Genomic DNA, 12,386 nt, shown 5'->3' on the forward strand with positions numbered 1-12,386 from the left:
GAATTTCTTCCGTGGTCCAACAAAAGCTCGAGTTGCACCGCTTGGGCCAAGACTTGGCCCAAGCATCGGCAGGCCTGGGCCAAGTCTTGGCCCAGCTCCCTCCCCCGCTGACGCGGGGATTTTTTTGGGCATCAAGGAGGTCGTCATGACCCTGAAAGGCCATCTGTTCAGCGCGCCGCTCGACACTGAAATCCGCCATGTCCGCACGGCACTGATCATCCCCCCAGACATCACCGAGGTCATTCCCAGCATTCAGCAGATGGGCGTCCTTCAGAGCGTCCTGCTCAAACCCAGCGGCCAGCCGGAGCAGCCCTATGAGATCGTGGACGGCGACCGCCGCGTCAACAGCGCCCTGCGCTACCACCTGGACACCATCCCCGCCATCATCACGGACGGCACGCGCGGGCAGATCGCCGCCGCCAGCGCCATCCTCAATGCCGCCCGCAGCAGCAACCCGCTCGACGAGGCCCGCAGCTGGAAGATCGCCCTGGACGAAGGTCAGTTCGGCACCGTGGCCGAACTCGCCAAACATGTTCATATCGGCGTCCAGACCATCAAGAAACGGCTCAAGCTTCTGGACCTGCCTGAGGACATCCTCGTCCACGTCGGTCTCAGCATCGCCGAAGGCGTGGCCGAAAAAATGGCCAACCTTCCGACCGAATATCAGGGGGACGCAATTCAGGCGGCCATCCGCCAGCTGGACGCCGGCAAGAAGTTCACAGCGGCCGACCTCAAGCTCAGCCAGACCCGACGGGCCGACGACCGGGAAGACAGTATCGACGCACTCTTCGATCTCTCCCCCGTCCCTCTGCTGCAGGTCACCCACGATCCGGTGACCGAACTCGTCAGCGAACTCCAGCGGCTGTGCCAGGCCAGAAATGTGCCGCTCGAGCAGGTGCTCGACCGCCTCCGCCCAGTGCCCGTCCCACCGGTTCAGGCCCCCATTGCCCGACCGCCTCTCCCGCCTGCACCCATCACCCCGACCCGCGTCAATCTCGGCCTGCGCAATTGAATCCCTGGGGAGGCCCATCCTCCCCTGTCAAAGGAGCTCCCCATGACCACCCTCCTCGACCTCGCACTGACCCCCGCTCAGGGTGGCCCCCGTGAATGTGGCCCCGGCCGCCAGGCCAGTCACATCTACGCCGAGTGCGGTTTCAGCGCTGGCGGTGCCTCCATCGAGCAGTTCCTGATCGACTACCCCATGGCTGTCGACCTGAGCCGCATGGGGTTCAGCCCCCAGGGCATGAACCTCATCAAGCGCGGCGACGTGTACCACCTCGTGGACATCATCGGCGCCGAACACTACCCCCACGTCGCCGATTTCGTCGAGGAGGCCAGGGCCATCGGCATCAGCCGAAAAATTCCCCGCACTGCCGAATTCTCCAAACTCACCGCCCACTCCACCATGATCTTCATCCATGCCAAAGCAGCCGTGCGGAATGCGCCCAAGGTCGCCGCCGCCACTGGTACCTGGAGGTGCCCCTGTGGCAAAGGCCACCTCCCCACAGAACCCTGCGCCGCCTACCATTGGTACTCTCCACCTCCCACGGTGGCCGGCACCAGCATCCGCCGCCTGAAACGGGCCAGCTACCAGGTGCGCGCCCTGACACCCGGGACGGACGAGCTGGAACTCACCAGTGGGTACTTCATGCAAGTGCCGATCAGCAACCTGGCCGTCATCCGCAAGCAGGACGGCAGCGTCGACCAGACCAGCCGCGCCAAGGCGAATCAGTCCAGTCTCCCCGTCATCGACGCCGACAGTTGATCCTCCACCCTGCCCCACCCGGCTCCTGCCGCGGTGGGCTGTTTTTTTGGGGGGACACTCTCTTTACCCTCGCGGCTTGACCCACGGAGACGGGCCTGTTCTCTGGAGGGGTGGTCCCTCCCCTGCGGCGCTCCGCGCCACCGGGACGCCCGACCCCATGAGTGAACTTCCCCAGACCGCAAGGCGTCCCCGTCAGAGCCGTGCCGAGCGCTCCGCGCAACGCCACGACGGTCCCCGCCGCGTCCTCTGGTTCCTGACGTACGGCCAGACCGGCCATGAGGACCAGGGCAACGACCGGGCCGTGCAGTGTCTCTGGATCCGGTACGCCGGAGGATTCCAGGAATGCATCCTGCTACCTCCACGTCCACAAGAGGCCTTTCAGGAGTTGACCCATCCCACCGGCCTCATTGCCGATCTCTGCGCTGAGATGCAGGCCTTCTTCGCCGAGCACGTCGCACCACGCATCCCCGCGGAACACCACGCCCGCGCCCTCAAGGTGCACTTCTCCCCACATGTCCTGCGTGCCACCGGCCTGCGCGATCATCCCTTCACCCCAGGGGTCCGGGAGTTCTACGAACTGACCACCCACTTCAGCGCCACGAGCCGACTGCCCCGCACCGGCGCATACGCACCGGCACGGTACTGCCGCTTCACGACCGTTCAGGAGCGCCTGCGTCTCCAACTCAAAGGCAAGCGCCTGCTGCTGCTCACCCCGGGGCGCATCCGGAATATCAGCGCAGGCCGCCTCCCCAGCGAAGTGCAACTCAGCCCCGAGGCCGAACAGGGCGCACGCGACCTGGCCTGGGAACTTGCCCATACCCTCCTCAGTCCCGCCCAACTCCGGCACCTGAAGGCCTACACCGCCCGGCACCGTGACCTGAGCACGCTGCTCTGCGCCATCCGCTTCCCCGCCTTCCTCACCGTGCCCGTCCTCCTCCAGCACGCCCAGTTCACGACTGCTCAGGAACGCCGCCGCCTCCTGCGCTACCAGGGCGGCGTCAAAGGTTACCTGCGCTCTCTCATCGGCGATCTGCCGCGCGCCACTCAGCTCATCACTGGTCCGGACCGACTGGAGTTCGCCCGCGCCCTCCACCGCAGCGGCCTGACCTCCCCTGATCTGAAGGCCGCCATGCTCAGGTACATCCCCGCCGATTCCGCCGGAGTCGTCTCTTATGGACTGAATTTCAAGTGGCTCGTCCTCCAGGTCGGTGAGCGCGTCGCCGCGGAGAAACTCTTGCACGGCCTCTCGGAACGTGACCGCGTCAATGTGGCCCCGGCATTCAAGCCCCCCCTGTTCCCCCATCGGGTTCATCCCCCTGTGTCTATCGGTACCGCCCCGAATCGGGGCTGGGGCTGGGGGCGTGGCCTAGCCCAACCGCTCCCGCTCAAGGTGCAGGCACGCCCTGGACGCCATTTCCGCATCGGTGGTCGTGATCTGAACCGGGTGATCATGCATCTCCGGGATACCCGCCATCTGCTGGAGGAGATTCGCGTCACCCAACCGGATTTCCTGCCTCCCCGGGGGAGCTTGAGGGAGATTCACGACACGCTCGCCCGGATCCATCGCCGCCTTCAGCAGGAGAATCGCGAGATTCCCTCGGCGACCGATGAACGCCACGCGGTTCTGGATCAGAGCCTGCTGTGTCCGACGTTCGGCCTCTTGCAATTCCGCCGGGTGGCCTGGACGCATGACCTCATTGAGACGAGTGAGCAGTTGCACAACTGCGTGTCAAGCTATGCGCGGGCCGCCCTGTGTGGCGAGGCCATTCTTGTGGTGGCCCGGGACGCCCTGAACCTGCCCCGGCTGTGTGTGGAAATCAGGAAGGGGCAGGTCGTCCAGTACAAGTTGGACCACAACCAATCTCCCGAGACGGCCGACGATCTCAGCACGGCTGCGCTGTACCTGAAGCTGACTGGCCTACGCGTGAAGACCACCGACCTGCGTCGGCTTCCGGAAGGCGGCCTCGCGGTTCTTCCTCCCAGCCATTCCACTCCCCCGGTGCTGGAGGAGGATCTGCCATTCTGAGCCCCCGGGCAAGAGGAGGGGAGAGGGATGCGCTTCAAGCGCGCCGCCCTCTCCCACATACCCTCCCCTGCGGTCCCCCACCGCAGGGAAGTCCGATCCTGTGAGACAGGCCCTTCAGAGATGCCCCCAGACCTTCCCGAGGCGGCTGCACCTGCGCCTCAAAGGTGACCGGCTCTTCCTTCTTCCCTGGGGGTACGTCTGCACCCTCTCCACAGACGGGCTGCCGAGTTCTCAGCAGCTCAGCCCGAGAGCGTATCAGGTGCTGCGCACCCTGGTCTGGGAACTGGCCCGGCGGCATCTCAATCCCGCGCAGCTCCGGCATCTGAAGGCCTACGCCACCCGCCAGGCCGATCTGTGCATCCTCCTGCGCGCCATCCGCTTTCCCCAGCTACTGGCGGTCCCCATCCTGCTCGAAGACTTCGACGCCACGTACGAGGCCGACCCCCGCCTACTCCAGCACGGTGTCAAGCCCTACCTGCGTCAGCTGGTCGGTCCCCTGACGGACGCCACGCGCCTCCTCACGGACAGTGACCGCCTGGCCTTCGCCTGCGCCCTCCACCGGAGCGGAATGACCTCCCCCGACCTGAAAGCGGCCGTGCTCCGGTGTGTCCCCGCTCACTCGGCCATGAAGCTTCCCCTCCAGCTGAATTTCCGTTGGCTGGTCGAGGCACTGGGAGAGCGCCTGGCCGCCCAGCGCCTTACAGCCAGTCTCGGCGCACAGGTCACGGTTGCCCCCCGCTTCAGGCCCTTACCCCGCGTACAGGCCACGGTGACGTCCCCTTCCTGTTCATTCCCATTGACTTTTGCGGCTGCACAGTTCGGCAGCCCCAGGTGGGCCCCCCTGCTCAAAAGCCACCTTCCCAAATGGCTGTACCGCGCTGTGAACGCCAGTGGCGTGACCCATACTGTCGAAGACCTGATTGACACAGCCCAGCTGATACGACAGCTCCGCGTCTTGTCTCCCACCTTGACCCTCCCGAGCGGGACGCTCCACGCCGTCTGCGAAAACCTCCGCGAGCGGCTTTACCGGACAAGCCGATCACACAGCCCCACCCCACCAGGGCAACAGCCGTCCCCGCAGCCCTTCGAGATGTTCGAAGACGACGACCTTCCGTTCTGAATCCACTCCAGAGGGGGCCTGATCCGGGCACCCTCGCCCTTGCGGGCAGAGGAGAGCAGCATGAACCGAATCGAAGAGCATCTCCAGCTCGCCGCCCGCGCGAACAGTACGCCAAACTCCTTCGCGCACTTCGATGCGAACGAGGAAATTCCTTCCCAAGCCCGGGCGACACGACGTCATGGAGACATCAGCTATTACAGCCACGGTCTGGGCGAGGCCGTCTTTCTCCTGCTGAGCGGTGACACCCAGCTGTTCGCCAGCCGGCAGGGCAACCTGCGTCTTCACGCGCGCACCTCGGATATCCAGGTGGCCGTGCGTGGCCCCGGTCCTGGCTGTGTCATCACAACCTACGTCATGGCGGTCAAGGTAAATTTTCGCGCGACCCCCCTGGGCGCGCTCGCCGAAGCCCTGCTGTTCCCAGACCGCCTGCCGGAAACAGCGCGCGCCCTGAAGACGTTCATCCAGATCCTCAAGCGTCAGGGGCTGTCGTACCCCATGCCCGCGCAGACCCTGCGGCAGTCCACCGGCGTGAAGAACATCAAACTCGCCCTGATGACCCTGACCGACACCCTGGATGCCGAGATGAGAGAGCGCAGCGCTTCCTTTAGCCTCGACATCCAGGACTGCGATCCTGCTCTGGAGACCGAATTCGATACTCGGACGCTGCCACAGATCAATCTCGCGACCCTGATCCATCCGCCACTCCGCGCCCGGTCCCAAACGACCCACCGCGACCGGCTCACCCGTCTGACCCGGCGTGGCGGCGTGGCGCTCCTCGTGGGCCCGCCTGGCACCTTCAAGACCGAGACGAGCAAGCAGGTCGCCGTCGAGCAAGGCCTGCACCTCGTCATCGCCAAGGGTTCGCCTGGGGTCGAGGACCGTGACTTCATCGGGGCGGTTTACCCGACAGCGGCAGGACCCGCGTGGGTCGATGGTCCTATCAGTCGGGCCTTCCTTCTGGCTGCGAAAAAACCGACCCTACTATTGATCGACGAGGTGCTTCGGTACCTGCCTGAAACCCTCAACGTCCTCATCGGGGCGCTCGACGCCATCAGCACTGCTGAAGCCCTCGCGGTCGGCATCCCGCAGGAGATGCTCAGTGGGGGAGAGCGCCATTACCTCCTGCCACTCCCCAACGGCGAGCACCTGGCCTGCCCCGTTCAGAACCTCACCTGGGTGATGACCACCAACCTCGGACAGGATCACCTGCAGACCGCAGATCGGCTGGACGGCGCGCTCCTCAGCCGCATCGACCTGACCCTGGAGTACCGGGAGGCCGACGAGCGGACCGCCCGCGCCCTCTACCTCCAGGTCGCGGGTGACGAACGGATTGCCGATGTGGCCTTCGAAACGGAACTGGTCACCCGACAGGCGCTGAGTACCCCAGGGGCCCTCCCCCTCCGCGCCCTGGACGCCCGCAAGACCATCGCCCTCATTAAAGAGGTCCGGACCCTCGTCGAGGATGGAGAGGAGCTCGCGGTGGCGTTCATGGAGGCCTTCGAAACGGTGGCCCTGCCCTATTGCTGCCCACGCGATCCTCAGACGGGCACCCTCGAGGAAGCCGTCAAGGAGGCCCTGCTCGGAGCGCTCAGAGAACAGGTCCTGGATGATCTCCAAGCAGCCTGAGGGGCGCGACGCCGCTGCAACCCTTCGGAAGGGAGGAGCGTATCCAATGGCAATGCTCCTGCCTACGCTTTCGCTCCTCTTCGGAACAGTCTTTTGGGCCCTTACCCTGCTGCCCGAGCCCTACCGCCTCCACGGGGTGACCTGGCCCAACCTCTTCTTTGCCGATCAACCCATTCCGCTCTGGCAGATCGTCCACAGTATCTTCGAGATCGGCGCCATGCTCCTGCTCACCAGCGGACTACTCCTGATCCTCAGGCGGAGGCGGTGGTCGAAGGCCCAGATCAGCGCGATGGGGGTGATACTCTCGCTGCTCAGTCTCGCCGGCTTCTCGCTCTGGGCTTCCGCTCCTTCTTCTGCCCTCTTCGTGGTGTTTCTGGTGGGCCTCGGCCTCGCCAGTTCGCCGTGGATCGATGGACCGCTGGGAAGGCCCCCTCGGCCACAGGTTTCGTCCAGCCAGCGTCAGCGATAGGGCCCCTCCCCCAGCCCCGGCTGGGGATCTTCGTGTGGCATGATCACCCTCCCCACACTGCAGCCTACCCTCGCCTGGCACCAGCAACTGTCCTGGCGGCGCTACGTCGAGCAGCTCTTCCGCCTCGTCAGTCGACGCCGCGACTTCCGCCTCGAACTCCAGCGCGGCCGCCTGATCGCCGGCGTTATCCCCGAGCAGCGCCGCGTCCTCCTGAACCCCGACCTGATCCCGGTTCCAGCGATGGGCGTGCGCTTCGACCCTCAGACGCCGCATGGCCAGCGTACGCAGCTGCTGAGGGCCATCATGGCCCACGAGGCCGGCCACGTCGTCTTCAGCGCGAGCAAGCCCGCCGGGGAGCTGGGCTGGCTCTGGAATGCCCTGGAGGACGAGCGCATGGAGCGCCTCGTCATGCGGCGCTTCCCGGAGCTCTGCAGCGACTTCGACTTCCTTGGGGACGCCATGCTCTTGAAGGGCGAGCCTGAGGCGACCGACTTCATGAACGCCTGCCTGCGTTGGCGTTGGGGTCATGACCGGCCGGATATCCCCTTCGAGGTTCAGGCACAGGATCAGGAAGCCTGGGAACAGGCGCGGCCGCTCGTCGAGGAAGCCTGGGAAACCACCCGCGATGGCGTTGAGCTTCTGGCAGCTCGGATCCTGGCCCTGCGCCCTGCACCGCCCGCGGGTGAACCCCCGAAGTCCCGACCAGAACTGAATGCAGATGGTGGGGGCATGAGCGAGGCACAGCCCGAGGAGCAGAAGCAGGCGCAAGGGACCGGAGAACCAGACGTGGACGAAGTAACGGAAGCAGCGAGTACCGATGGGGGAGAGGAGACCCCTGAGCAGGAGGAACACCAGGCCAGGGACGAGGCTGGTGCTGGGACAGGGAAGTCCCCTGGAGTGGAGAAGGATACTCCCGAGGAGCCTGAAGACACGTCGGGACCCTCGGGGGGGACGACCCCCACCTCAGATGGTGAAGAACAGGGGCAGCCTCAGCAGGGGAGGGGAGAGGCGCCGCTCCCAGCGCCGCCCCCACCAGCCCCCGGCGAAGATCCCAGCCAGGGAGCGTCGGATCACGCCGGTCCGCCCCGTGATCTGAGCCGGCGCGAAAGCGCTCAGGAGATGCTCGACCGCATCGAGGTCCATGCCCGGCACCTCACCCGTATCCTCGCGCCGCCCATCCGCCCGGCACATGCCACGCCTCACCGCAGTAAGGGCCGGTTTCGCTACGACCGCTACACGCAGGGCGCGGAGAAATACTTTGGTCGCAAGGTCGGCGAGGATCGACCTGCCCCCTTCCTGCTCCGCCTGGTCGTCGACATGAGTAGCAGCATGGCGGGCGGACGCCTGAACGCCGCACAGGAAGCGGCCCTGATGCTGGCCCGAGCCGCCAATCTTGCCGGCAGCCGCCTGCAGGTGGTCAGCTTCGACTACAACGCTTATGAGACGGTGCCCCTGGACATGCCCTGGGCCGAGAGCGTGGACGCCATCGCCGGCCTGGAGGCCAGGGGGGGGACGCTCCTCTCCAGTGCCCTCCGACTCGTCCTGGCAGGCGAGCGTCGGCCGGAAGAGCGGGAGGTCATCGCGATCATCTGCGACGGCGAACTCACCACCTATGACCGCCTCGTGTGTGGGCTGCTGCTCGGTGAGCAGCAGCGGGAGCACCGCACCATCGTTCCCCTCCTGATCGGGGAGGGCATTCAGGGACAGGCGATCTGGGAGGCACTGTTCGGAACCGCGGTGCCCGTCCATGACACGGAGAACATTGCTCGCACGCTGTTCCAGAGCCTCACCCGACTCCGGCAAAAGTTGGAACCTCGTTTAGGGCTCGCGCCATGACCTGTTCAATGGCTCCCAGAGGGCAAAAAATGGAGACGGTATCTAACCATACCGTCTCCATCACAGTTTAGGCCGACGAGCCGTCATCCGCCAGCTTCACCGCTGGGCCAAACGGCATTTCAGTGACGTCAAGCGGTGTTCGCACCAGAAACTGAGTGATGCCCTGTTGGTCGCCCTGTTGCTCAGCCGACTGATCTTCAAACATCCGTTCCCGTCCATCTGGTGGAACATCCTGAGGGAAGATCGACACGATCTTCCCTCCTACACGCAGGCGTATCCCGGGGACAGCGATTGCTTGAACGACTTGAAGCGGTCGCCACCCCATCACAATCCTGCATGGAAGTGATCGTCGATTCCATGCCTCTGCCCGTCTGCCGACCCAAACGGGGGAAGCGTTGTGCGTTTCCCGGTGCTCGTTGGGGTTACGGCACGCAGGGAGACGTCTACGGATACAAGTTGCACGCGTGGGTGACCGCTTCGGGTGCCATCGTGCAGTATCTGATCCGACCAGCCAATTTGCACGATACGACCGTAAGCTACGAGCTCAACCGGCGGTGGCCCGACTTCGGCGGGCCACGCATCATCGGTGATAAGGGGTACTGCTGCTTGGGCTACGTGTTCCCACCGAAGAGGAATACCCGGTACGACACGGGGTGGCGGCCTGGCCGCCACCCTCGATTGCGAAAACGCATTGAAACGGTGTTCTCTAGTTTGGTCGAGGCTCAGAGGCTGCTACTGATCTCTGCTTAGATCAGTAACGATGCGGAGAAGGGCGTCCCTCGGATGAAGGCGAGGGGGAGCCCTTTGCGACGGATACGCTGCCACCCGACCGTCAATCGCTTTTTCAACACCTCTACTGACGTCGCACAGAAGTTCCCCACCACGTTCCGCTTGAGATCCGCCCAAATCAATTCAATCGGGTTCAGTTCGGGCGCATAGGGTGGCAGGTAGACCAACGACAGGCGTTCGTGCTCCTGCACGAACGCCTGGACGGCCTTTGACCGGTGGATCATGGCCCGGTCCAGGACCACGACGACTTCGCCGGCCACGTGACGCAAGACATGCTGGAGAAAGTCCATGACCTGCGGTGAGCGCACTGCACCGCGGTGCGTGTGGTGCAGAAACTGTCCACCTGTGGTGATGGCACCGATCACGGAGAGGTGTTCCCAGCGGAGCTTGGTGGGGATGATGGGGGTGTGACCGCAGCGACCCCAGGTGCGGACCTTTGTCGTCTTCAGGCTGAAGCCGCTCTCGTCCACAAACACGAGCGTGGCGCCTTCAGCGACTTTTTTTTCCCAGCGCGTCACGGTGGACGCCGGACCCAGCTGGCGATGTCGTCTTCGTTCCGCTCCACGGCCCGCCAGTGCGGGCCGCTGATACGAGAACCCCCAGCGTTTCAGTTTTCGGGAGAGGTGCGCGCGATCAAGCCAGACGCCGTAGGTCACGCCGATGACGTGCCGAATGTTTGCTGTGGTCCACCCGCTGGTTTCGAAGCCATGTGCTCGGGGATCACCATCAAGGATCAGACTGATCTCGTCCTGCTGCGCGGCCGTGAGTTTTTCGGGTCGGCCGGTGGCCTGGGGAAGCGCGGAGCGCTTCCTCACCATTCCGTTTGAGGCGGGCCCGCCAGACCCGGATGGTGACTTCAGCGACGCCGAACTGGTGCGCCAGGTCCTGGGTCGCGCGACTGGGGTCATTCAACACAGGTTGAGCGGCGAGGCGTCGTTCTTCCAATTGACTACGGGTGAGGCGGCTGGGCCGCCAGGGAGGCACGGTCACACCTATATGTTACATAGTTACGCAGAGATCAGTAGCTCTGAAAGTGGGTCAGGTGCTGCAGCTGCCTCCACAGTCGGGGACGGGCCGTCCGGCGACCACCGCCGGTGGAGCCACCATACGTCCTGCTGGGATTCGCGTGACGGCCGTGCTGCCCGTGCAGGGCCGACTGACCAGTCCGTACTCTCCCGTGCACCTGGGGTTGGACTTGGCGGCCCCGACAGGTACGGTGATCCTGGCAGCCCGCGCAGGGCGCGTGACGGAATCGCGGTACGACGCGCGGACCGGATGGGGCTGGACGATCTTGCTGGACCACGGAGACGGAATGGAAACACGCTACAGCCACAACAGCGCCAACCTCGTACAGGTGGGTCAAGTCGTGGAAACGGGTCAGGTGATTGGCCGGGTGGGCAGCACAGGCAACAGCACGGGGCCGCATCTGGATTTCCGTGTGATGGTGGAGGGCAAGGTTGTCAACCCGATGGGGTTGTATTAAGGCGTCCGGGAAAGGAAGGCGCATGGCCTTCTCCTCTTCAGTCTTTCTTGAGATGCTGACCAGCTTTACAGAAGCTGAACACGTGGAGTCCAGGGTGAGGGCGCTTCTCCCTTGGGAGGGCCGACGTGACCACCGTGGTCACGCGTCATTTCACGTCCTGGAGGTCTCCGATGGAAACCCTTACCCGTATGCTCCGCACCCACCCGAAGGCCAGTTCCTTCGACGCCACCCTCCTGGGCACCTGCCTGCAGGCCTGCCTGGAATGCACCGCGGTCTGCGCCTTGTGTGCCGACGCATGCCTGAACGAAGGGGAGCACCTGCATCACCTCACGCACTGCATCACACTCAATACGCAGTGCGCGGCTGTATGTCACGCCACGGCTCAGGTTCTAGCGGCACTTGGCCAGGGCGACGCGCAAATTCTGCGCACGCAGCTCGAGGTCTGTTTGCGCGCCTGTCGGACCTGTGCCGAAGAGTGTGAGCAGCATGCCCAGCAGATGAATATGGAGCACTGCGCCGTATGCGCTGAAAGCTGCCGCCGCTGCGAGCAAGCTTGTCAGGCCCTTTTGGGGAGCATGAGCGCATGAAGCGCCTACTGTTGACCACCGCGCTGCTGACCCTGAGTGCGGCCCAGGCTGGAGGGATGCAGGGAATGGCGATGCCCGGCATGATCCACATGACCATGCCGATGACGCCGTCTGCAGCCGTGCCCGGCCTGTCGCAGATGGGCCTGCAAATGCAACTGGACATGCGCAACATGATGATGCCCATGATGAATGAACTTGCCCGGCTGAGTGGGCGCTCATTCGAGCGGGCCTTCATGTCGATGATGATTCCGCACCACCAGAGTGCCGTGGACAGCAGCCGCGCTGTCCTGGAACGCGCCAAAGATGCACAGGTTCGCGTCTGGGCCACCCAGATCATCACGGATCAGACGCGGGAGATCGCCGAGATGCAAGACCGCCTGCGCGCGTACGGCGGGCCGAACCAGCAGATGATGGAGCGCATGATGCAGATGAACCGCATGATGGACATGCCGGCCATGATCCGCACGTCGAACATGCCGGAACGCACCTTCCTCGAAGGCATGATTCCGCACCATGCAGCCGCTAACGACAAGGCGAACCTGGCTTTGCAACGAACGCAGGACGCTTTTGTGATGGATCTGGCCAGGAAGATCATGACTGCGCAGGCTGGGGAAATGCAGGCCTTCCAAGGTTGGCTGAAGTCCCACTAAAGCGCACCCAGAGGACAACCGGCCTCGACGGTTGT

At 64.4% G+C, this 12,386-nt stretch carries 11 protein-coding genes and 1 pseudogene; 11 read left to right on the forward strand and 1 reads right to left on the reverse strand.

Annotated features, from left to right (window positions below):
* Positions 1 to 145: 145 nt before the first annotated feature.
* The 8 genes and pseudogenes from DGO_RS19740 to DGO_RS22515 all read left to right on the forward strand — a co-directional run.
* Complete coding sequence (locus DGO_RS19740; protein ID WP_014682863.1) at positions 146 to 1,012, forward strand: ParB/RepB/Spo0J family partition protein; 867 nt, start codon at positions 146 to 148, stop codon at positions 1,010 to 1,012.
* A gap of 42 nt (positions 1,013 to 1,054) precedes the next feature.
* Positions 1,055 to 1,765, forward strand: a complete 711-nt coding sequence (locus tag DGO_RS19745; RefSeq protein WP_014682864.1) for a hypothetical protein — start codon at positions 1,055 to 1,057, stop codon at positions 1,763 to 1,765.
* Positions 1,766 to 1,922: 157 nt separating this feature from the next.
* Positions 1,923 to 3,791: a PcfJ domain-containing protein gene (locus DGO_RS22510; protein ID WP_014682865.1), complete on the forward strand. Its 1,869-nt coding sequence runs from the start codon at positions 1,923 to 1,925 to the stop codon at positions 3,789 to 3,791.
* 259 nt (positions 3,792 to 4,050) lie between these two features.
* On the forward strand, positions 4,051 to 4,911 hold the full coding sequence (locus tag DGO_RS19760) for a hypothetical protein (RefSeq protein WP_145975561.1): 861 nt from the start codon (positions 4,051 to 4,053) through the stop codon (positions 4,909 to 4,911).
* A gap of 60 nt (positions 4,912 to 4,971) precedes the next feature.
* Positions 4,972 to 6,537 (forward strand): AAA family ATPase, encoded by a 1,566-nt coding sequence (locus tag DGO_RS19765; RefSeq protein ID WP_014682867.1) that lies wholly within the window; start codon positions 4,972 to 4,974, stop codon positions 6,535 to 6,537.
* A 46-nt stretch (positions 6,538 to 6,583) separates the two neighbouring features.
* Positions 6,584 to 7,006, forward strand: coding sequence for a hypothetical protein (locus DGO_RS19770; RefSeq protein ID WP_014682868.1), 423 nt, complete (start codon positions 6,584 to 6,586; stop codon positions 7,004 to 7,006).
* A gap of 39 nt (positions 7,007 to 7,045) precedes the next feature.
* Positions 7,046 to 8,842 carry a VWA domain-containing protein gene (locus DGO_RS19775; protein WP_014682869.1) on the forward strand — a complete coding sequence of 599 codons (1,797 nt, stop codon included), beginning with the start codon at positions 7,046 to 7,048 and terminating at the stop codon, positions 8,840 to 8,842.
* A gap of 85 nt (positions 8,843 to 8,927) precedes the next feature.
* A pseudogene (locus DGO_RS22515) lies at positions 8,928 to 9,568 on the forward strand (transposase); the annotation flags it as partial.
* Between the two features lie 20 nt (positions 9,569 to 9,588).
* On the opposite strand, the gene DGO_RS24065 reads toward DGO_RS22515, so the two are convergent.
* Entirely contained in the window at positions 9,589 to 10,539 is a 951-nt protein-coding gene (locus DGO_RS24065; protein WP_420810590.1) for an IS630 family transposase, read from the reverse strand.
* A 218-nt stretch (positions 10,540 to 10,757) separates the two neighbouring features.
* Here DGO_RS24065 and DGO_RS24530 point away from each other — a divergent pair, with 218 nt between their 5' ends.
* The 3 genes from DGO_RS24530 to DGO_RS19795 all read left to right on the forward strand — a co-directional run bounded on the left by DGO_RS24530 (position 10,758) and on the right by DGO_RS19795 (position 12,351).
* Positions 10,758 to 11,114, forward strand: coding sequence for a M23 family metallopeptidase (locus tag DGO_RS24530; RefSeq protein ID WP_275450428.1), 357 nt, complete (start codon positions 10,758 to 10,760; stop codon positions 11,112 to 11,114).
* A gap of 170 nt (positions 11,115 to 11,284) precedes the next feature.
* The gene (locus tag DGO_RS19790) at positions 11,285 to 11,701 is read left to right on the forward strand and encodes a four-helix bundle copper-binding protein (RefSeq protein ID WP_014682873.1); all 417 of its coding nucleotides are present in this window, start codon (positions 11,285 to 11,287) and stop codon (positions 11,699 to 11,701) included.
* Positions 11,698 to 12,351, forward strand: coding sequence for a DUF305 domain-containing protein (locus tag DGO_RS19795; RefSeq protein WP_014682874.1), 654 nt, complete (start codon positions 11,698 to 11,700; stop codon positions 12,349 to 12,351). Before DGO_RS19790 ends, DGO_RS19795 begins: the two co-directional genes overlap by 4 nt.
* Positions 12,352 to 12,386 lie beyond the last annotated feature (35 nt).

The sequence above is a fragment of the Deinococcus gobiensis I-0 genome, from assembly GCF_000252445.1.
In the GTDB taxonomy this organism is placed as follows: domain Bacteria; phylum Deinococcota; class Deinococci; order Deinococcales; family Deinococcaceae; genus Deinococcus; species Deinococcus gobiensis.